The organism is Streptomyces liliifuscus (assembly GCF_016598615.1).
GTDB classification, from domain to species: domain Bacteria; phylum Actinomycetota; class Actinomycetes; order Streptomycetales; family Streptomycetaceae; genus Streptomyces; species Streptomyces liliifuscus.
This window is the reverse complement of the sequence record NZ_CP066831.1, coordinates 4220862-4241676: the sequence shown is the minus strand read 5'-3', so window position 1 is coordinate 4241676 and position 20815 is coordinate 4220862. Positions and strand designations below refer to the sequence as shown.

General features: G+C 70.1%; 18 protein-coding genes. 7 read left to right on the top strand and 11 right to left on the bottom strand.

What is annotated here, in order from left to right; all coding sequences use genetic code 11:
• Positions 1–130 precede the first annotated feature (130 nt).
• Both JEQ17_RS17880 and JEQ17_RS17875 read left to right on the top strand, forming a co-directional pair.
• The gene (locus JEQ17_RS17880; RefSeq protein ID WP_200396179.1) at positions 131–3454 is read left to right on the top strand and encodes a S8 family peptidase; all 3324 of its coding nucleotides are present in this window, start codon (positions 131–133) and stop codon (positions 3452–3454) included.
• Positions 3455–3606: 152 nt separating this feature from the next.
• A complete protein-coding gene (locus JEQ17_RS17875; RefSeq protein ID WP_200396178.1) occupies positions 3607–4377 on the top strand; it encodes a group II truncated hemoglobin in 771 nt (256 codons plus the stop codon).
• 174 nt (positions 4378–4551) lie between these two features.
• Here JEQ17_RS17875 and JEQ17_RS17870 read toward each other — a convergent pair whose 3' ends face one another.
• On the bottom strand, positions 4552–5490 hold the full coding sequence (locus JEQ17_RS17870) for a helix-turn-helix transcriptional regulator (protein ID WP_200396177.1): 939 nt from the start codon (positions 5488–5490) through the stop codon (positions 4552–4554).
• 173 nt (positions 5491–5663) lie between these two features.
• Here JEQ17_RS17870 and JEQ17_RS17865 point away from each other — a divergent pair, with 173 nt between their 5' ends.
• Positions 5664–6704, top strand: a complete 1041-nt coding sequence (locus JEQ17_RS17865; RefSeq protein ID WP_200396176.1) for an NAD(P)-dependent alcohol dehydrogenase — start codon at positions 5664–5666, stop codon at positions 6702–6704.
• 106 nt (positions 6705–6810) lie between these two features.
• On the opposite strand, the gene JEQ17_RS17860 is transcribed toward JEQ17_RS17865, so the two are convergent.
• The 3 genes from JEQ17_RS17860 to JEQ17_RS17850 are packed head-to-tail and all read right to left on the bottom strand — an operon-like array spanning position 6811 to position 9989.
• On the bottom strand, positions 6811–7923 hold the full coding sequence (locus JEQ17_RS17860; RefSeq protein ID WP_200396175.1) for a FecCD family ABC transporter permease: 1113 nt from the start codon (positions 7921–7923) through the stop codon (positions 6811–6813).
• Entirely contained in the window at positions 7920–8888 is a 969-nt protein-coding gene (locus JEQ17_RS17855; protein ID WP_200401552.1) for a FecCD family ABC transporter permease, read from the bottom strand. Before JEQ17_RS17855 ends, JEQ17_RS17860 begins: the two co-directional genes overlap by 4 nt.
• Before the next feature lie 48 nt (positions 8889–8936).
• A complete protein-coding gene (locus JEQ17_RS17850) occupies positions 8937–9989 on the bottom strand; it encodes an iron-siderophore ABC transporter substrate-binding protein (RefSeq protein WP_234048245.1) in 1053 nt (350 codons plus the stop codon).
• A gap of 185 nt (positions 9990–10174) precedes the next feature.
• Between JEQ17_RS17850 and JEQ17_RS17845 the strand changes: the two genes are divergently transcribed.
• Positions 10175–10564 (top strand): VOC family protein, encoded by a 390-nt coding sequence (locus JEQ17_RS17845; protein WP_200396174.1) that lies wholly within the window; start codon positions 10175–10177, stop codon positions 10562–10564.
• A 29-nt stretch (positions 10565–10593) separates the two neighbouring features.
• Here JEQ17_RS17845 and JEQ17_RS17840 read toward each other — a convergent pair whose 3' ends face one another.
• A complete protein-coding gene (locus JEQ17_RS17840) occupies positions 10594–12258 on the bottom strand; it encodes a protein kinase domain-containing protein (RefSeq protein WP_200396173.1) in 1665 nt (554 codons plus the stop codon).
• A 202-nt stretch (positions 12259–12460) separates the two neighbouring features.
• Positions 12461–12985, bottom strand: a complete 525-nt coding sequence (locus JEQ17_RS17835; RefSeq protein WP_200396172.1) for an SAM-dependent methyltransferase — start codon at positions 12983–12985, stop codon at positions 12461–12463.
• Between the two features lie 315 nt (positions 12986–13300).
• Between JEQ17_RS17835 and JEQ17_RS17830 the strand changes: the two genes are divergently transcribed.
• Entirely contained in the window at positions 13301–14485 is a 1185-nt protein-coding gene (locus tag JEQ17_RS17830; protein WP_200396171.1) for an FAD-dependent monooxygenase, read from the top strand.
• A gap of 78 nt (positions 14486–14563) precedes the next feature.
• Here the strand turns inward: JEQ17_RS17830 and JEQ17_RS17825 are convergent, their stop codons facing one another.
• A complete protein-coding gene (locus JEQ17_RS17825; protein ID WP_200396170.1) occupies positions 14564–15553 on the bottom strand; it encodes an LLM class flavin-dependent oxidoreductase in 990 nt (329 codons plus the stop codon).
• 164 nt (positions 15554–15717) lie between these two features.
• On the bottom strand, positions 15718–16653 hold the full coding sequence (locus JEQ17_RS17820) for an SDR family oxidoreductase (protein WP_200396169.1): 936 nt from the start codon (positions 16651–16653) through the stop codon (positions 15718–15720).
• Positions 16654–16742: 89 nt separating this feature from the next.
• On the opposite strand from JEQ17_RS17820, the gene JEQ17_RS17815 reads away from it, so the two are divergent.
• On the top strand, positions 16743–17309 hold the full coding sequence (locus JEQ17_RS17815) for a TetR/AcrR family transcriptional regulator (protein ID WP_200396168.1): 567 nt from the start codon (positions 16743–16745) through the stop codon (positions 17307–17309).
• Between the two features lie 109 nt (positions 17310–17418).
• Here JEQ17_RS17815 and JEQ17_RS17810 read toward each other — a convergent pair whose 3' ends face one another.
• The 3 genes from JEQ17_RS17810 to JEQ17_RS17800 form a co-directional block, all read right to left on the bottom strand.
• Positions 17419–17790, bottom strand: a complete 372-nt coding sequence (locus JEQ17_RS17810) for a hypothetical protein (protein WP_200396167.1) — start codon at positions 17788–17790, stop codon at positions 17419–17421.
• A 452-nt stretch (positions 17791–18242) separates the two neighbouring features.
• Positions 18243–19163, bottom strand: coding sequence for a DUF5829 family protein (locus JEQ17_RS17805; protein ID WP_200396166.1), 921 nt, complete (start codon positions 19161–19163; stop codon positions 18243–18245).
• 161 nt (positions 19164–19324) lie between these two features.
• Positions 19325–19804 carry a DUF4291 domain-containing protein gene (locus tag JEQ17_RS17800; RefSeq protein WP_234048731.1) on the bottom strand — a complete coding sequence of 160 codons (480 nt, stop codon included), beginning with the start codon at positions 19802–19804 and terminating at the stop codon, positions 19325–19327.
• Between the two features lie 205 nt (positions 19805–20009).
• Between JEQ17_RS17800 and JEQ17_RS17795 the strand changes: the two genes are divergently transcribed.
• A complete protein-coding gene (locus JEQ17_RS17795; protein ID WP_200401550.1) occupies positions 20010–20642 on the top strand; it encodes a hypothetical protein in 633 nt (210 codons plus the stop codon).
• Positions 20643–20815: the final 173 nt, after the last annotated feature.

The window sequence follows — 20815 nt, the reverse complement described above, 5'->3', positions numbered from 1 at the left end:
CCTGTTCACCCCCCGGCATACTGAGTATTCCGGGGGGTTACGCGCGAGCATGCGTACGGGACGTCCCCCGGCCGGATGAACGGGGATTCATCCCGGACCTGCATCTCCAGGGGGAGACTTGCGCAGACAAGTGAAAAGAGCGTGCGTGGCCACGATCGCCGCGGCGGCAGCCGTGGCCCTGGCGGCGGGCATGACCAGCCCGGCGTCGGCGGAGGCCAGGACCGCGGCAGCCGACTCGGCCGTGCCGACCACGCCCAAGCACCGCATCACCCTGATCACCGGCGACCGCGTGGTCGTCGACGCCAAGGGCCGCGTCGTCGGCCTGGAGCGGGCCAAGGGCCGCGAGGGGATACCCGTCCAGATCCGCACGGCCGGCGGGCACACCCTCGTCGTGCCGGCCGACGCCGCGCGGCTGATCGCCACCGGCAAGCTCGACCAGCGGCTCTTCGACGTCACCGAGCTCAACAAGTCGGCCAACCGCAAGGCCCAGAAGCAGGGCCTCAAGCTGATCGTCGGATACCGCGGCGCGGCCGCGGCGGCGAAGGCCGACGTCCGTGACGCCGGCGACACCAAGATCCGCCGGACCCTCAAGTCGCTGAACGCGGACGCGGTGCTGACGCCGAAGGCCGACGCCACCGACCTCTGGGCCGCGGTCACCGACGCGCAGGGCGGCACCGCGCGGACCGCCTCCGGCATCGCCCATGTCTGGCTCGACGGCGTCCGCAAGGCCAGCCTCGACAAGTCCGTCAAGCAGATCGGCGCCGACAAGGCCTGGGCCGCCGGGTTCGACGGCAAGGGCGTCAAGATCGCCGTCCTCGACACGGGTGTCGACACGACCCACCCGGACCTCAAGGACCAGGTCGTCGCCGAGAAGAACTTCTCCGCCGCCCCCGACACGACCGACAAGTACGGCCACGGCACGCACGTCGCGTCCATCGCCGCCGGTACGGGCGCCAAGTCCGCGGGCAAGTACAAGGGCGTCGCGCCGGGAGCCCAGCTGCTCAACGGCAAGGTCCTCGACGACACCGGCTTCGGTGACGACTCCGGCATCCTCGCCGGCATGGAGTGGGCGGCCGAACAGGGCGCCGACGTCGTGAACCTAAGCCTCGGCGGCGGCGACACCCCCGAGGTGGACCCACTGGAGGCCCAGGTCAACAAGCTGTCCGAGGAGAAGGGCATTCTCTTCGCGATAGCCGCCGGCAACTCCGGCGAGTTCGGCGAGCAGACGGTCGGCTCCCCGGGCAGCGCGGCCGCCGCGCTCACCGTCGGCGCCGTCGACGACACCGACAAGCTGGCCGAGTTCTCCAGTACCGGCCCCGGCCTCGACGGCGCCATCAAGCCCGACGTGACCGCACCCGGCGTGGACACCACCGCCGCCTCGGCCAAGGGCAGCATCATCGCCCAGGAGGTCGGCGAGAAGCCCGCCGGCTACGTCACGATCTCGGGTACGTCGATGGCCACCCCGCATGTCGCGGGCGCCGCGGCGATCCTCAAGCAGCAGCACCCGGACTGGACGTACACCGAGCTCAAGGCCGCGCTGACCGGTTCCACCAAGGGCGGCAAGTACACGCCGTTCCAGCAGGGTTCGGGCCGCATCCAGGTCGACAAGGCCATCAAGCAGACCGTGCTCGCCGACCCGTCGTCCGTGAGCTTCGGCATCCAGCAGTGGCCGCACACCGACGACACCCCGGTCACGAAGAAGATCACGTACAAGAACCTCGGCACCGCCGATGTCACGCTGAGCCTCTCCGCGACCGCCACCAACCCGAAGGGCCAGGCCGCTCCGGCCGGCTTCTTCACGCTCGGCGCCAAGACGCTGACCGTCCCGGCGGGCGGCACGGCCTCCGCCGACCTCACGGTCAACACCAAGCTGGGCGGCACGCTCGACGGCGGCTACTCCGCGTACGTGACCGCGACCGGCGGCGGCCAGAGCGTCCGCACGGCGGCGGCGGTGCAGCGCGAGGTGGAGTCGTACGACGTCACGCTCAAGATGATCGACCGTGACGGCAACCCGGCGAAGTACTACGACGCCAGCCTGACCGGTGTCTCCGGTGCGGCCGCTGAGAAGTGGTTCTCGCCGTACGACGAGTCCGGCACGGTCAAGGTCCGCGTGCCCAAGGGCGGATTCATCCTCAACTCGGCGTTCTTCGTCGACCCGGAGGACTTCACCAAGGGCGCCGACTGGGTGGCCCAGCCGAAGCTGAGCATCTCGAAGAACGTCACGATCACGGTGGACGCGCGGACCGCGAAGCCGGTGGACGTCACCGTGCCCGACACGGCCGCCAAGTCGGAGTTCGCGTCGCCGGACTACATGGTGGAGGTGGGCAACAACGCCTACGGGTTCGGCTGGTGGCTGGACACGTACGCCAACTTCCGTACCGCGCACGCCGGTCCGGAGATCACGGACGGTTCGCTGTTCCAGCAGTGGGGCGGTCACTGGGCCAAGGACGGTGAGGAGTACAACACCGTCGCGGGCGGCAAGGTGAAGAAGGTCGCCACCGGCTACACCAAGCACTACAAGGCGAGCGAACTGGCCACCCTGAAGGTCGGCCTGGGTGCCTCGACGAGCGGCAAGAAGGGCGCGGTCAACACCACCGGCTGGCTGCCCGGAAGCTTCAGCGCCTCCTCGATCGGGGTCTCGCAGACGCTGCCCAGCACGCGGAAGGTGCATGTCTCCACCGCGAACGGCGTGAAGTGGGAGCAGGACTTCGAGCAGCACGGCGGGGTCGACCCGGACGGCTTCCCGATCACCGAGGCCTACTACACGCTCGGCAGCGCCCAGACCTTCAAGGCGGGCAAGAGCTACGAGAAGATCTACAACACGGCGGTCTTCGGTCCGCGCGTCGGCTCCGGCTTCGGCATCCAGCGCGACGGCAACGAGATCTACGGCTACCTGCCGCTGTTCGCCGACGGCAAGACCCACGCCGGCTCCTCGCTCTTCTCGTCGGTCACCACGACGCTCTACCGCAACGGCACCAAGGTCGGCTCGAACGCGGACCCGCTGTTCGGCGAGGGAGTCTTCAAGGTCCCGGCCGGCGACGCCTCGTACAAGCTGACCACCTCGGTCAAGCGGAGCGTCAAGGTCGCGGCGGCCTCCACCCGCATCGACGCCAGCTGGACCTTCCGCTCCAAGAAGGTCACCAGCGCAGCGCTGCCCACCTCCTCCGTCCGCTTCAACGCGGCCGTCGGACTGGACAGCAAGGCCCCGGCCGGCAAGAAGGTCTCCATCCCGGTGACCGTCCAGGGCTCGGCCGCCGGCAAGAACCTCAAGTCGCTGTCGGTGTACGTGTCCTACGACTACGGCCAGACCTGGAAGAAGGTCACCGTCAAGAACGGCAAGATCGGCGTGACGAACCCGGCCAAGGGCAAGGGCATCTCGTTCCACGCGAAGATCACCGACAAGAAGAACAACAAGTCGACGATCTCGATCTACAACGCGTACTACGGGAAGTGAGCCGGCGGGGCCGGTCCTGAGGGCCGGCCCCGAAGGCTGATCTCTCATCTCTGATCTCTGATCCACGGTCCCGTGGTTCGCTGAACGCTGACATACGCGAACGGCCCGACGGAAGTGCAGCTTCCGCGGGCCGTCCGTGTTTGTGTGGGGGCATGACAGCGCACACCGTTGAGTACATCCGGTACCGCATTCCCGAGCAGCAGTCGGCGGAGTTCCTCGCCGCCTACACCCGGGCCGCCGCCCAGCTCGCCGCGGCCCCGCAGTGTGTCGACTACGAACTGGCGCGCTGCGAGGAGGACTTCGAGCACTTCGTGCTCCGCATCACCTGGACCTCCACCGAGGACCACATCGAGGGCTTCCGCAAGTCCGAGCTCTTCGAGGAATTCCTCGCCGAGATCCGGCCGTACATCAGCTCCATCGAGGAGATGCGGCACTACAAACCGACGACGGTACGGGGTACGGGGGCGTCCGTGCCGACGCTGTACGTCTGGGCCGGGGGTGCCGAGGCCTTCGACCGGCTCACCGAGGTCTTCTACGACAAGGTCCTCAAGGACGACGTCCTGGCGCCGGTCTTCGAGGGCCTCGCTCCCGAGCACGCGTCGCATGTCGCGCTGTGGCTCGGGGAGGTGTTCGGGGGGCCTGCCGGGTACTCCGAGACGCAGGGTGGGCATGGGCACATGGTCGCGAAGCATCTCGGGAGGGGGATCACAGAGGTGCAGCGGCGGAGGTGGGTGAACCTTCTCCAGGACGCGGCGGATGATGCGGGGCTTCCTTCCGATGCCGAGTTCCGCTCCGCGTTCGTGGCGTACGCGGAGTGGGGGACTCGGCTTGCCGTCTACTTCTCCGGCCCCGACGCGGTGCCTCCGGCGGAGCAGCCGGTACCCAAGTGGACATGGGGCGCGGCCCCGCCGTACCAGGGCTGACGCCGCTCCGACCGGGATTTCCTTCGCCCCCGCCGCCCCTACCCATTCCCGTCCCTTTTCGGGGGCCAGCCCCCGAACCCCCGCTCCTCAAACGCCGGAGGGGCTGAATTCAGCGGGGGTCTGGGGGCGCAGCCCCCAGGGACGGGACGGGTAGGGGCGGCGGGGGCGAAAAAGCTACGCCTGCGGCGTTGACGTGCCCGCGCGGGTCGCGTCCCTGCCCCAGCTGGCGAGGAGGCGGAGGGCTTCGGCGGAGGGGGAACCCGGCTCCGCGTGGTAGGTGATCATCGACTGTTCGTCGTCGTCGACGAGGCGGAAGGACTCGAAGGAGAGGGTCAGTTCGCCGACGAGAGGATGGTGCAGCCGCTTGACGCCATGGCTCTTCTCCTTGACGTCGTGGTTCGCCCAGAGCCGCCGGAACTCCTCGCTCTTCACGGAGAGCTCGCCGACCAGGGCCGACAGGCGCGGATCGTCGGGGTGGCATCCCGCGTCCATCCGCAGAAAACTCACCATGTCGGAAGCCTTCTGCTCCCACTCCACGAACAGCTCGCGATACTCCGGCTTGAGAAACACCATCCGCGCCCAGTTCCGCTCCTGCGGCGGCACCTCCGACCAGTCCCCGAAAACGGCCGCGGCCATCCGGTTCCAGACGAGAATCTCCGACCGCCGCCCCACGACATACGCGGGCACACCGTCGAACGTGTCGATCAGCTCCCGCAGAGCGACCCGCACCTGCTGCGGCCGGACCGACGGCTTCTTCTTGTGCTGCTTCGGCTTCGCCAGATGCGTGAGATGCGCGTGCTCGGCCCCCGTCAGCCGCAGAGCGCGCGCGATCGAGTCGAGCACCTCCGCGGACACGTTCCGCCCGTTGCCCTGCTCAAGGCGGGTGTAGTACGCCACGGACACCCCGGCCAGCTGCGCCAGCTCCTCGCGGCGCAGCCCGGGCACCCGGCGATGCCGCCCGAAGTCCGGCAGCCCCACGTCCTCCGGCTTCAGCCGGGCCCGGCGCGTGCGCAGGAACTCGCTGAGCTCGGCACGCCGGTCCAGCGGGCGCCCCGACTCCTGCCCCGCCTGTCCCGACCGCCCCGCGGACTCCTGAGAGGGCTGTTCATCCATACGTCCAGTATTCACGGTCGTACGCATACGAACCTGCCCCTATCAGTAGTAGGACCAGCGAACGTACGCAAAGCCGTGGTCTGGGTGACCGCCGTGATCAGGAGCAGGCTGGACGCCGTGCCCGGCCGGAAGGCAGGCCGGGCGCAGAACCCCTCCTTAGGAGAACCCCCGGCATGACCACTGTCGCCGCATACGCCGCTCCCGCCGCCAAGGCTCCGCTGGAGCGCACGACCATCGAGCGTCGCCCGGTCGGCGAGCACGACGTTCTGATCGAGATCAAGTTCGCCGGCATCTGTCACTCCGACATCCACCAGGCCCGCGAGGGCTGGGGCGAGGCCATCTTCCCGATGGTCCCCGGCCACGAGATCGCCGGCATCGTCACCGAGGTCGGCCCGGGCGTCACCAAGTTCGCCGTCGGCGACCGCGTCGGCGTGGGCTGCATGGTCGACTCCTGCCGTGAGTGCGAGAACTGCAAGGCGGGCCTTGAGCAGTACTGCACCCAGGGCAACGTCGGCACGTACAACGCCATCGGCAAGGACGGCGAGCCCACCTACGGCGGCTACTCGACCCACATCGTCGTCGACGAGGCCTTCACCGTCCGTATCCCCGAGGGCCTGGCCCTCGACGAGGCAGCGCCGCTGCTGTGCGCCGGCATCACCACGTACTCCCCGCTCAAGCACTGGAACGCCGGTCCCGGCAAGAAGGTCGCCGTCCTCGGCATGGGCGGTCTCGGCCACATGGGCGTCAAGATCGCGCACGCCCTGGGTGCCGAGGTGACCGTTCTCTCGCAGTCCCTGCGCAAGAAGGACGACGGGCTGAAGCTGGGCGCCGACCACTACTACGCGACCAGCGACCCGCAGACCTTCCAGGAACTGCGCGGCTCCTTCGACCTGATCCTGTCCACCGTGTCCGCCCCGCTGGACCTGGACGTCTTCCTGTCCCTCCTCAAGACGGACGGCGCCTTCGTGAACGTGGGCGCGCCCGAGGAGCCCGTCTCACTGAACCTCTTCTCGGTGATCGGTGGCCGTAAGACCCTTGCGGGGTCCGGGATCGGTGGCATTCAGGAGACCCAGGAGATGCTGGACTTCTGTGCCGAGCACGGGTTCGGGGCGGAGATCGAGCTGATCAGCGCGGGTGAGATCAACGAGGCGTACGAGCGGGTGCTGAACAGCGATGTGCGGTACCGGTTCGTGATCGACGCCGCGACGATCTAGTTCCACGGGTTCGCTCCGCTGGGGTGCGCTTGTTTGGCTGCGGGTTCGTTGTGGCTGGTCGCGCAGTTCCCCGCGCCCCTGGAGGACGGGGCTGCGCCCCTGTCCTCTAGAGCGCGCGGCCACGACCCTGGCCGCCTGCCAGCAGCCACAGCAAGTACGGGCCGCCCACCAGCGCCGTGAGTGCCCCCACTGGGATTTCCAGTGGGGGCATCAGCGTGCGGGCCGCCAGGTCGGCCGCTACCAGGATCGCCGACCCCGTCAACGCCGATGCCGCCAGCGGTAGTTGGGGGGTGCGGGTCAGGCGGCGGGCCAGTTGGGGGGCCGTGAGGGCTACGAAGCCGATCGGGCCCGCCGCTCCCGTGGCCGTCGCCGCGAGGATCACGCCCAGGACGGTCAGGGCGAGCTGGGTCCGGTGTACGCGGACACCCAGCGCGGCGGCCGTGTCGGGGTCGAGGCCGAGCGGGCGCAGGGCCCGGTTCGCCCACACCAGGGCGGGCAGGGCGAGGAGAAGCACCCAGGCCAGAGGGCCCGCCTGCTCCCAGCCGCGGCCGTTGAGGCTGCCGGTCAGCCACAGCTTGACCTGCTCGGCCGCGGCCAGCTCGCTCTCCGTGAGATACAGCTGGACGACCGCGGAGAGGGCCACCCCGATGCCGACCCCGGTCAGCACGAACCGGCTGGGCTGCATGCCGTGCCGCCAGGCCAGTGCGTACACGAGCGCCGCGGCCCCGAGCCCGCCCGCGACGGAGACCGCCGGGAGCGCGCCGGGGGAGGCGACCGTACCCGTGGCGAGCGCCAGGACCGTGGCTGCGGCCGCCCCGTGGCCGACGCCGATGACGTCCGGGCTGGCCAGCGGGTTGCGGGTCACGGTCTGCACGAGGGCCCCGGAGAGCCCGTACGCGGCGCCGACCAGCGCGCCGAGCACGATCCGCGGGACCCGCAGCTCCCCGACGATCAGGTCGTACGGGCCGCCGTGGCCGCGCAGGACCCGCCAGACCTCGCCCGGCGACACGTACGTCTGCCCGACGCACGCCGAGAGCACCACGACGCCGGCCAGGAGGAGCAGCAGTACGGCGACCACGGCCGCCGAGCGGCGGTGCAGGAGCAGGGAGAAGGAGCGGCGGCGGAGTACGGAGAGGCCTGCCGAGTGGGGGTAGGTCGGGTCCGGGGACGGTCCTGGGGGTGTCGTCCGCTTGGTCGGGCGCCGGGATGCCGTTGTCATGAAGCCGCTCCCTTCCGGCGTACGAGAACGACCAGGACCGGTACGCCCACGAGTGCCGTCATGACCCCGGCCGGTACCTCCGCGGGCGCGCGGACCACCCGTCCCGCGACGTCCGCCGCGAGCAGCAGGGCCGCGCCGAGCAGGGCGGAGAGGGGCAGGGTCCAGCGGTGGCCGCCCGCGACGAGGCGACGGGCCAGGTGCGGTACGGCGAGGCCGATGAAGGCGATCGGCCCGGCGGCGGCCACCGCAGCGGCGGTCAGGACGGTCGCGCCGAGTGCCGCGCAGACCCGTACGCGCCGGACCTTGTGGCCCAGTGCGCGCGCGGTGTCGTCGCCGAGGGCGAGTGCGTCCAGGCCGCGGGCGCAGCCGAGCACCAGCAGCGCGCCCGCGACGAGGAAGGGCAGCATCTGCCCGACCGTCCCCGCGTCGCGTCCGCTGAGCGCGCCCACCTGCCAGAACCTGAACTGGTCCAGCGTCGCCGAACTCGACGTCAGGACCACGGTGGTGGCGCCGCCGACCATCGCGGACAGCGCGGTCCCGGCGAGCGCGAGCTTGACCGGCGAGGCGCCGCCCCGGCCGCGCGAGGCGACGGCGTACACCAGACAGGCGGCGACGACCGCGCCCACGAAGGCGAACCAGACGTAGCCGCCGAAGCCGTTCGCCAGTCCGCCCGTGATCGCGAACACCACTCCGGCCGCGGCACCCTGGCTCAGTCCGAGGATCCCCGGATCGGCCAGCGGATTGCGGGTGACGGCCTGCAACGCCGCCCCCGCGACCCCGAGCGCGGCCCCCGCGGTGAGCCCGACGGCGGTGCGGGGCAGCCGCAGCGACCGTACGACCAGCGCGTCCCGTGAACCGCCGCCGTGCACCAGCGCGTCGAGCACGGCGGACAGCGGCACCTGCCGGGTGCCGACGGCAAGGCTCAGGGCCACCGCGACGAGCGTGAGGAGAAGGGCGACCACCAGCCAGGAGGTGCGTACGGTCGCGGTGCGCGTGGTCACGTGCTCGCGAATCTACTTGCCGAGTGACTCGGTGAGCTGCTTCACGACCAGGTCGGCCGCGGTGGGGCCCGCGTTGAGGTACCAGGGGTCGTCGTCGACCTTGACGGCGTGCCCGGCCTCGACGGCCTTCATCGACTTCCAGAGCGGCCCGGCGAGAACGCTGCCGGCGTCGGTCTTGTCCTGCGCGCCCTGCACGGAGTAGAAGATCCAGTCGCCGTCCGCGGTGTCGATGCTCTCGGCGCCGATGTCCTCCGAAATGGCGTTGAACTGCTGGGACTTGGGCCGTCCGAGCCCCATGTCGACGGCGATCGAACCGGTGAAGGAGGAGACGCCGAACATCCGGGTCCGGTCGGGCGTGAACCGCAGCATGGAGACGGCCGTGTTCTTCCCGTCGACCTTCGTGCCCGCGGCGGCGGCCTCGTCCGCGTGCTCGTCGAGGAGCTTCCGCGCCTGCCCTCCCTTGCCGACGGCGTCGCCGACGAGCAGCAGGTCCCGCTTCCAGTTGATGCCGTTGCCCGCGGTGATGACGGTCGGGGCGATCTTCGACAGCTTGGGGTAGAGGTCGCCGAGCGAGTCGTTGGCGAGGATGAGGTCGGGCTTGGCGGTGGCCAGCGTTTCGAGGTTGGGCGCGGCCCGGGTCCCCGCGTCGGTCATCTTCGCGAGCTGCTTCTTGTACTGGGGGAATGCGTCGGCGAGGTAGCCGGGTACGAGTCCGGCGTTGTCGGCGCGGGTGGTGGCGGCCGGTACGACTCCCAGGGTGAGCAGGTCGTCGAGCTGCCCGGTGCTGAGTACGGCTATTCGCTTCGGCGCCGCCGCGATCTCCGTCCTGCCCTTGAAGTGGCTGACAGTACGGGGGAATTCGCCGTCGGCCGCCTTCGTACCCATGCCGTCGGCGAGGGCGCTGGGGGCGGCGGAGGGGCCCGCGGAGGCGCCGGCGACGAGGTTGCGGTCGCTCTTGCCGCCGCCGCTCTCGCTGCTCCCGCCGCTCTCCGACGACGCGCATCCGGCCATCAGTCCGCCGACCACGGACATGGCCAGGACGGCTCTCAACCCCGATGTGCGCACGACTCACTCCGATTTTTCGATCTATAAGGCAAGGCTTACCTTATCTCGCTTTCCGGAGTGGCCACTTCCGGGGCTGCGCACCCGTCACACGGGCACCTAGCGTGGAAGAGGTACCTGGAAGAGATATGTGAAACAGGTAGGAAAAGGTCGCCGATGGCGAGCAACGCGCCAAGGAGGTACGCACGATGACCGTCGAGCTGAACCACACGATCGTCGCCGCCCATGACAAGAAGACCTCGGCCCGGTTCCTCGCAGACATCCTGGGCCTGGCGGTGAGTCCGCAGTACGGCCCGTTCGTCCCGGTCCACATCCCCAACGGCGTGACCCTCGACTACATGGACGTGAGCGGGCCCATCCCGCCCCAGCACTACGCGTTCCTGGTCTCGGAGGACGACTTCGACACGATCTTCGCCCGCATCAGGGACGCGGGTCTGACCTACTGGGCGGACCCCTTCCACCACCACGTCGACGAGATCAACACGAACGACGGTGGCCGCGGCACGTACTTCGACGACCCGAACGGCCACAACCTGGAGATTCTTACGCGGCCCTACGGGAGTGGGAGTCAGGGGTAGGCGACATCGGCGGCGGCCGGGCCGGGCGGTCAGTGGACGGTCTTCGCCGCCCACAGCACCGCGTCACCGGCCTTGATCACGACGTTGCCGTCGGCCTGGAGGACCAGGACCGCTCCCGGGTGGCCGAACGTCTGCGAGGCCCACACGGGCCGCCCTGCGCTGTTGTGGACGACCAGGTTGCCGTCGTCCTGGAAGCGGGCGGTGTTGCCGGTGCCGGACGTCATGGCGGCCCAGAGGGGGCGGTCCTGCTTGTCGGTGATGACGAGGTTGCCGTCCCGCTGCATGATCAGTTTCGTCTTGGCGGTCCGTACGGACTCTCCGACGCCCAGGTCGTACACGGCCTGGAGGATCCTGCGTACCGGGGTCGCCGGGGTCGTCGGCTTCGTGGCCTCGGCCGACGCCGAGGGGCGTGTCTTCGAGGCGTCGGAGGAGTCGTCCGAGGAACCGGAACCGGAGCCTCGCATGCCTGCGTACGCGGCGACCGAGACGGCGGCCACGGCGACGGCGGCCGCCGCGGTGACGGCGACGATCAGCCAGCGGGGGCGCCGGCGTCTTTCGGGCGTGCCGGGGACGGCCAGGAGGGTGCTGTCCTGGGTCTGCCCGGCGGCCGGGTGCCCGGGGCCGGGGCCGTGGCCGGGAGCCGTGAGGGGCTGGGTCTGCTGGTGGTGCTGGTTGTACTGAGGGTGGTGGTGCTGCTGCGGGTGGGGCTGTGAGCCGGGTCGAAGGTCGGGCTGGAGGTCGGGCTGGAGTCCGGTCTGAAGGTCGGGCGGGAGGTCGGGCCTCGGGTCGACGAGGGTGTGAGTCGGCTGCTCGTGTGCCGTCAGTTCCGTGGCGAGGGCGGGAGGGCGGACGTCCGGCCAATTGCCGGTGCGGGCGCCGATCTCCTCCAGGCGTTTGCCCAGCTCGGCCGCGGTGGGGCGGTCGGCCGGGGCCTTGGCCAGACATGAGGCGAGTACGGGGACCAGGGTCGGCGGAACGCCCTGGAGGTCGGGCGCCTCGTGGACGGCCCGGTAGACCAGGGCGGCCATGGCCACGTTGTTCTCCTGCGGGCGCGTGAACGGGCCGTGCCCGGTGGCGGCGTACACCAGGACCGCGGCCAGCGAGAACACGTCGGCGGGTTCGGCCGGCACACCACCGACGGCCTGGTCCGGTGCGAGGAAGCCGGGCGAACCGAGCACTCCGCCGACCTGGGTGTGCCGGGGGTCGTCGGCGGCCCGCGCGATGCCGAAGTCGATCAGCCGCGGGCGGTCGCGCGCCAGCAGGACGTTGCCCGGCTTCACATCGCGGTGCGTGAGGTCGGCCTGGTGCACCGACTGCAGGGCGCCGCACAGTTCGGCGGCGAGCGAGAGGACCGCGGCCTCCGGCAGCGGGCCGTGCCGCGAGACCCATTCGTCGAGCGACGGCGCCGGTACGTACTCGGTGGCCAGCCACTGCGGACGCTGGCCCGGCGGGCTGTAGTCCACGACGGTCACGGTCCACGGCGAGCGCACCCGGTCGCTGTTGCGTATCTCGCGCGCGAACCGCTCCTCGAACCCCGGATCACTGCTGAGATCCTCACGGATCGTCTTCAACGCCAGCAGCCGCCCGGACGGCGTACGGGACAGGAACACCTGCCCCATGCCTCCCGCCCCGAGCCGGCTCAACAACGGATATCCGCCGATGGACGACGGATCCGAAGGCTGAAGGTTCTTCATGAAAGCTGCACCCCGAGGATCGGCACCACCGCTCCAACAACACGTCGCGGCCTGGTAGTTGAATCGAGGAGCAGCGTAGTTGGCGGGGCGCGGGGAGGTGTGCCGAGTGAGCGTGTTGGGCCGTGTCTGTGCCGCGTTTGTGCCGAGTCTGTGGCGTGGCAGGGCAGGGCGTGGCGGGGCCGTGGTCCGGTGGGCGGGCCGCTCAGGGGCGGCCCACGATGCCCACGACCGGTGCCGACAGGCGCAGCACCTGCGTGGCGAAGCCGCCCGCTTCGAACGTGCCGGTGACCTTCGCGGCGAGTTCGTCCAGTCGCTCGCCCGGCGGCTCGTAGAACGCGTACAGAGCGCCGCCCGAGGCCAAGAGGCGTGTGGCGAGGGCCAGTTCGGCCTGGGCGGGCCCGGTCCAGAACAGGTTGACGTTGATCGCGAAGATCTTGTCGAAGCGCCGGTCGGCGAGGCCCGCGGTCGTCAGGCCGGGCTCGGCGAAGGCGGCCGTGGCGATCGTGGCCCGACCGTCCCTGATCGAGTCCGCGTTGCGGCGTACGGCCCGTGCCGTGGCCGTCGCGGAACGGTCGACGGCCGTGATCGTGCCCGTGGTCAGCAGCGGACAGACCAGCCCGACCGCGACCCCGCCACCACAGCCGATCTCCAACAGCCGGTCGCCGGCCCGCACATCCAGCGCGGCAACCGCCCGCCTGATCCGCTCCGGTACCGCTGTGCCTGTCACGGGCGACGAGTGTAGGGGGCCGGAGCTGCCACCTCGGCCGTCTCCTGATGTGCCCGCGACTCTGCCGTGTCCCCATATCCCCATGTCCCGTACGCGGCACCCCGTCTTCCGTTTTCCGTCTCCCGCATCCCCCTCGGCGGTCGCGGGCCGTCGCGCTCGGCGGCCGTGGGTCGTTGCGCACAACGTGGGCCGAAATGCCCCGTACAACCGGGGAGTTGTCTTCGATAGCCTGCGCGGACCGATGGCCGGTACTTGGGTGCGGGTTCGTGCCGATGTGAGGTCGTGGGGGTTGAGCGGTCGTCATGGGGGCCTGGCATGCGAGCGGTCGTCGTGGGAGCGGGTATCGGGGGGCTGGCGGCGACGTTGAGCCTGCGCCGGGCCGGGCATGAGGTCACGCTGGTCGAGCAGGCGGCGCGGTTCACCGAGATCGGTGCCGGGATCCAGCTCGCGCCCAACGCCACGCGCCTGCTGCGCCGGCTGGACCTTCTCGACGCGGTCGCCGCACAGGCCGCCCGCCCCTCCCACGTGAGCTTCCGTACCTGGTCCGACGGGGCCGAGATCTGCCGTTACGCGCTGGGGCGTGAGGCAGAGGACGCGTTCGGGGCGCCCTATCTGCTGCTCCACCGGGCCGATCTGCATCAGGCCCTGGCCGCCGCGGTGCCGCCCTCGTCGGTGCGGCTGAACACCGTCGTCGTGGGCATCGACCAGGACGACGACTCCGCTTGTGTGACGACGGCGAGCGGCGAGCGCTTGACCGCGGACCTGGTCGTGGCCGCCGACGGCATACGGTCGGCCGCCCGGCAGTGGCTCTTCGGCGCGGACGAGGCGGTCTTCTCGAAGACCGCCGCCTACCGGGCGCTCCTCCCGGCCGACGAGGTGGCCCATCTGGACCTCCCCGACCTCGGTATCTGGCTCGGTCCGGGCCGGCACTTCGTCCACTACTGGGTGCGTCGTGGGGAACTGCTCAACGTCGTGGCCGTCGTCACGGCGGAGGCCGAGGGCGAGGGCGGGACGGCGGCGGAGTCGTGGACCGCTCGGGCGGAACCGGGCGAACAGCTGCGCGAGTTCGACGGCTGGGACTCCCGCGTGATCGACGTCCTCGAACGCGCGGGGCAGGTGTTCCGCTACGGCATCCATACGCGGGTGCCGCTCGCGCGGTGGAACATCGGCCGGGTGACCCTGCTGGGCGACAGCGCCCACGCGATGGTCCCGTTCCAGGCCCAGGGCGCGGCACAGGCCATCATGGACGCGGCCGTACTCGGCGACGTCCTCACGGGTGCGACCCCCTCCGACGTACCCGACGCGCTCGACCGGTACGTACGCCGGCGCCTGGCCACCGCCACGACCATGCAGGCCAACTCCGCCCGGGCGGGCGACGACTTCCACCTGCCGGACGGCCCCGAGGCCCAGGCAAGGAACGCCCGCATGGCGGCGTACGCGGCCGAGCATGTGTTCCTGCCTCAGGCGACGGGGTGGGCGGTGGATGTCTTGGACGAGTGAGGTCCTTGAGGACCGAAGTCCTCGGCGACCGAAGTCCCTGAGGACCCAGGGCCTTGAGGAACCGGTGCCGCCGCCGACTTAGGCTGTCGGCGTCGGCATCATGACGTGCTGCTTGACCAGTTCGTACGACCTCAGCCGGTCGGCCAGTGCGTAGACGGGCGTTACGAGCATGAGTTCGTCCGCGCCGGTCAGGTCCACCAGGTTCGTCAGCTGCTTCGCGACGGTCTCGGGTGAGCCTTGGGCCTGGTGGGCGCGGAAGCCGGCCAGGAGCTGCGTCTCTTCCGCGGTGAACGAGTGGGCAGCTGCCTCTTCGGGCGTGGGGAAGGGGATGCCGCCCTGTCCCTTGAGGAGCCCGGCCTTGATGACGTCCATCGGGCCGACGAGCCGGGCCGCCTCCTCGTCCGTCCCGGCGCACACCGTTTCCACGCAGACCAGCACGCGCGGGCTCGCGCACCAGCGGGACGGGGAGAAACGCTCGCGGTAGTGGGCGAGCGCGGCCAGGGTGTTGTCGGGACGGATGTGATGGGCGAATGCGATCGGCAGTCCGAGTTCCGCGGCGAGCGCGGCACCGGCCGTGCTGGAGGACAGCAGCCATGGTTCCGGAAGCGGGTCCAGCCCGACCTCGTCCACCAGGAGACGCAGCGTCGACGACACGTCGTCGCGGTACTCGTCGTCCGTCGTCGGACCGGCCCCGCGGCGCAGGGCCCGAGCCGTGGCGTCGTCGAACGTACCCGGGCCCCGGCCGATGCCCAGGTCGATCCGGCCCCCGTGCAGCGCGGCCAGCGTGCCGAACTGCTCCGCCAGCATGATCGGGGCGTGGTTCGGAGCGAGAACGCCCCCGGAGCCGAGGCGGATGGACGCCGTCAACGCGGCCGCGTGGGCGGTCAGCACGACGGGCGGGAACGCTCCGATGGCCGGGGAATGGTGATGCTCGGCGTACCAGAGCCGTAGATAACCGAGGTCCTCGACGCGTCGGGCGAACTCGGTGGTGTCTCGCAACGTGTCCTCGGCCGGAGTACCCGTCTGAACCATGGCCACTTCGAGCGCGCTGAGCGGAACGGTGATCATTGGGCCAGTATAGAAATCGTCCGACGGCGTCAACTCCCTTGGCGTGTACGGGGGATCGGGTGCGGCACAGGCCCCCGGCGGGGTCGGTGGTCGGCCGATGCTGGTGGTCAGGCGGGTGGGTGCCGGTGGTCAGGCGGTTCCGTCGGCCAGAAACGGCGGGGCGGTCAGACGGACGGGGCGGCGAAGTAGTGGCCCTTGTCGAGGTCGTCGAGGAGCCCGGGCCCGGTCGGCTGCCACCCCAGCAGTTCGCGCGTGTACGCGCTGGAGGCGGGGCTGTCCATGCCGAGGAAGGCGGCCAGCCAGGTGAAGTGCCCGGCCGCGTCGTCGGGGGAGACCGAGGCCGAGGGCAGACCGAGGTGCCGCCCGATGACCTCGGCGACGGCACGTATGGGCACGCCCTCGTCCGCGACCGCGTGCAGCGTGGAGCCGGCCGGAGCGCTCTCCAGCGCCAGGCGGAAGAGGTGCGCGGTGTCTGACCGGTGCACGGCGGGCCAGCGGTTGGCGCCGTCGCCGATGTAGCCCGAGACGCCCTTCTCGCGGGCGACGGCCACCACCGTGGCAAGGAATCCGTGGTCCCCGTCGCCGTGCACGGTCGGAGGAAGCCGGACGACGGACGAGCGGATGCCGCGGTCCGCGAGGGCGACCGTGGCGTGCGCGTTGGCCAGCCGCCTGATCGGGCCGGCGGCCGAGTGGCCGCGTATCGGGGCGGACGCCTGACCGTCCCGCTCGGTGGCGATCTGCCCCGGCGCCAGCCCGAGCGTCCCGGACGCGATGAGGAACGGGCGGTCGGATCCGGCGAGCGCCTCACCGAACGTGTCGATGGCGCGCCGGTCCGCGTGGGCGGCGTCCTCGAAGCCGCCGCTGAACGCGATGTCGTGCTTGAAGGCGAGGTGGATCACGCCGTCGGACTCGGCAGCCGCGTCGCGCAGGGTGTCGAGGTCGTCGAGCGTGCCGCGGCGCACCTCGGCGCCGGCCTCGGCGAGAGCGGCGGCCGTGGCGTCCGAGCGGGCGAGTCCGACGACCTGGTGGCCGGCGCCGATGAGCTCCGGAACAACGGCTGAACCGATCCAGCCGGACGCACCGGTGATGAACACACGCATGAGGAGAACCTCCGGGTATGCCGATGTCAGTGACTGACATCAACCGTAGCACCTGATGTCAGTCACTGTCATCGCGTACGATCGGGGGTATGAGTCGATGGGAGCCGGACGCGCGCGGACGGCTTGAGAAGGCGGCGCTGGATCTCTACAGCGAGCGCGGGTACGAACAGACGACCGCCGCGCAGATCGCCGAGCGCGCGGGGCTGACGGAGCGGACCTTCTTCCGGCACTACGCCGACAAGCGCGAGGTGCTCTTCGGGGGTTCGAGCCTGCTGGAGGAGTTCTTCGTGGACACCCTCGCCGGCACCCCGGACACGGCGATGCCGATCGACGCGATGGCCACGACGCTGGAGACCGTCGCCACCCTCTTCCTGGAGCGCCACGAGCACTCCCGGCAGCGCCAGGCCGTCATCGTCGCCAACGCGGAGCTGCGCGAGCGCGAGCTGATCAAACTCGCGTCCCTGTCCGCGGCACTCGCCGCCACACTCCGCCGACGCGGCGTCAAGGACCCCGCCGCGACCCTCACCGCGGAGGCCGGCATAACCGTCTTCAAGGTCGGCTTCGAACGCTGGGTCGGCGACAACGGCGAACGCCCCCTGTCGGACTTCCTGCGCGAATCACTCAGGGAACTCAGAGTGGTGACGGCGGGCGGGTGACGGCGGGCGGGTGACGGAGAGAGGGCGACAGCGGGCGAGTGACAGCGGGGCAGTGATAGTGCTCCGACTCGGTCGCAGGCGAGCGGGAGTTGGAGTGGCGGGTGCGGCCCTACTCCGTTTCGCCTGAAGGCCCGGGCTGGGGCTTGGGCCCGAGCGCTTCTGCTTCTGCGGGCTTGCCGCGGCCGATCGTCATGGACCAGCGCACCGACGAGGGCGCCAGAACCGAGACGGTGCCTTTCTTCTCTACGCCCGCGACGCCCACTTGGTTGTAGGTGGTGCTCGTGGTGGTGCCTGCTTCGCCGTCGACGCATTCCAGCGGGAAGCCGACGTTCACCGGCTTCACGGAGACCTTGATCTCCCCTTTCCCCTGGCATCGGACGGCGATGATCAGGGCATCACCCTTCTCGCCCTCGCCGAACTCGAATGTGCCGCCACCACGGGTCTCACCCTGACGGCCGGCGACGGTCTCGGAGTCGTCCAACTTGGGTGGGGACTTAACGGAGTTGGAGTCCGGGTAAAGGTCCGGGTCTGAATGCGGGGCTGTGTCCCGTCCAGGGCTGGGAGACGTGGCGGGTGCCGTGGTGCCGGGAGGAGCAGGCTCCGGAGCACTTGCGGCGTCCGTCCGATCGGCCCCGCAGGCAACTGCAAGCGCGAGCACTGCCGTCGCGAGACTTGGTGCAATCAGCAGCGATGCCGCTCTTGGAATTCGCATGACGGTTCCCCCGGGTCAGACGAGTGAGGGCAACCGGTCGTGATGCCCCCGCCCGCGGTCACCTGATCTTGCAGCGAGTCACCTGGGCAGACAAGATCCGAGCGAAAACGCTGAGGGGAACGTGAGGTTCAGCTTCTGCCCGAAGTGGCCGGCGCCAATTCCAGGCCCCAGTGGGCGCGCCCTGGCCAAGGGCGCGCCCACTGACTACCGCCTGCGGCCTACTACTTGGTGCCGTTGGCGGCGAACGTCCACACGGCGTGGCTGCCCGGGCCGACGGTGAGGGTCGAGTGGCCGATCCGCTCCACGTGGCGGTTCTTCACGGGTCGATTGAGTGACAGTTCGATCCGCTGCAGCCCCGCCTGGGCGCGCGGGACGGAGTCGAGCCGAATCGTGGTGCCGCCGCGCTTCGCGACGACGCCACCGTCGCTCAGGGTCCGGACGGCGAACCCGCCGGCCCGCAGCAGCGGCACGTTGTCGGCGAGGTCGGCCTCGGTGACCGCGAGGCGGACAGAGGTCACGTCACGCATCAGATGGGTGCGGTAGTCGTCGGACAGGTAGCGCTCGCGGCCGACGTCACCGGGGAAGCTCGCCGGCTCGGTCTTGCCGCGCGGGTCGGCGAAGTACTCGGGCCGGTACTCCATCGCCCAGGCCCCGAAGGCGTCGTACTCGGTGGTGGTGAGGATGGCGTCGAACCACGGCACCGGGACACCGTCACCGAAGTCACGCGTCTGGAGGAACTCGACAGGGTCGGCGACGCCCTCGTCCTTCAGCCGCTCGGTGACCGTCACCAGATCTCCCGCACGCTCGGTCGAGAGGCCGAGCCCGGCGGAGCCGAGAGTGCCGTCCTGGCCGGCGAGGTCACCGACTCCGAACAGTTCGACGTAGGTCTCGCGGCCCATCAGATAGCGACCGGTCCAGGTCTGTCCGCCGGTACCCGTCGTCGTACGCACCTGGAAGTTGGCGAAGTCCCGCAGGTACTCGGAGTGTTCGATGGCGTCGGCGGTCTCCCGGTCGAGGACTCCGTAGGAGTGGTTGTAGAACAGCAACTGCCGACCGTTCGACGATCGACTCTCCTCCGCCTGCGCCGTCCCCACACCACCCCCGACCCCACCGGCGAGGGCCACAGCGAGCACGATGATCATCCGTAATGTCCGACGAATCAGCATGCGGGGGATCGTAGGACGGGGAGTACGCGAACGCTGTCCATTTCGGCTGAGGCCGAATTGAGGGAACAGCGGTGCCGGTGAGCCTGCGCTGCCATGTGCCCCATGGCCGGTAGTCGGCCGCGCAGTGAAGTGCCTCGTCAGGGGCGCAGGTTGGTCAGTAGTTCGTCAGCCGCAGGGTAGGGGAGTTCCTGCGGCAGGAGCCGGGCCGCGGAGTCCAGGTCGCCGCCCCTGACGAGCGCGCGGATCTCGTGGGCAAGCGGAGTCACGTCGCTGATGCCGACCGTCCACTCGTCCGCGTAACGCCGCACGGCCTCACCGCAGAGCCCGAGTTGGAGCGAGCGGTACGTCAGGGGGCGCAGGCGCAGATCCCGCTCGGGGTCCCACTGGACGCGGGCCGGGGCCCGCTTGACCTGTCGCTGCCATGTGGCCCGGTCGGCGTGCACGCCACGTACGTAGCTGGACAGGCACGCGCGGCGCAGCGCCCACTCGAAGCCTTCGCGGGTGATCTCGACCGCCAAGACGGTTTCCTGCCCGTCCTTCGCGCCCCAGCCGCAGCGGTACATCATCCACAGGAACGACGGCTTGATCCAGGTCAAGCCGTGCTCACAGACCTTTATGTGGCAAGTGTTCGAGAAGGTGGCTCCTGCTCCCGGGTCGTGAGTCCTCGTGGTCTTCCACTAGCAGCATGGGAAGCACGGAGATCATTCCGGGGCTCTGCGTCAGCATGGGCAGGACCGGTGACCCGCGCGTGTGCGAGAGGGCTCGGCGTAACCGGGAGGCGCGACGGGCGGAGGATGCGGAACACTGCGCCAGGTGATCGTGATGCAGCCCGTCTTGGAGATGACGACTACTGACGGCTTCGACCTCTGGCCTGTCGCTGAGTTCGAGTCGTTCGGTTTCCTGCCGCTCAGCGGCGGGCTGTCACTTGCTGAGGTCGGGACAGCGGTGATGCGCATTGCCGGTTGCAATGACGTCGACCCTGACGGTGATCGTCCGCCTCGGCCGGTCGCCGCACTCGACTCCTTCCTTCATGGACTGCTGACCTTCGACTGTCTGTTCGTGGCCGGCGGTCTGCGGGTCACCGACAACTCCACGGGCGTCACCTTCCTGCCCGGTTGCTGCGATGGGCTGGAGGACTGGCGCGACTGGCAGCGGCTCGTCGACGACGGCGGCCTGCTCGGGTTCGGCCACGACCCTGTGTCACCGATTGCGGAGCGCTTCGGCAGCATCGTCCGGCTCACCGTGAATGCTGAGCAGAGCGACAGCCCGGTGATCGAGCTGCCCACCACTGAGCTCCGTCTCCTGCTTACCGGAGCCGAGCGCGACCTGGCCGGCTTTCTCGCGCTGGCAGCCGATTGGGCCTCCAAGCAGTTGCCGGACCACTGCTCTGGCGTCGCAGTCGCCCTCGCCCGCGCTCTGGACCTTCCTACGCTGGCCGTACCGCCGGAGCGGTAGCACGGGGCGCGGGATCGTCATCGTGTGCGGCGCGGCGCCATGCACCTGCCTGACCCTTCGGCATGTACGCCGACACTTGATCGAAGGAAGAGCGTGCACGAACCCGTCGAGTGACGGATACGGTCTGCCGACGCTGCTTGATGATCCACGTCAAGCAGTGCTCACAGACCGCA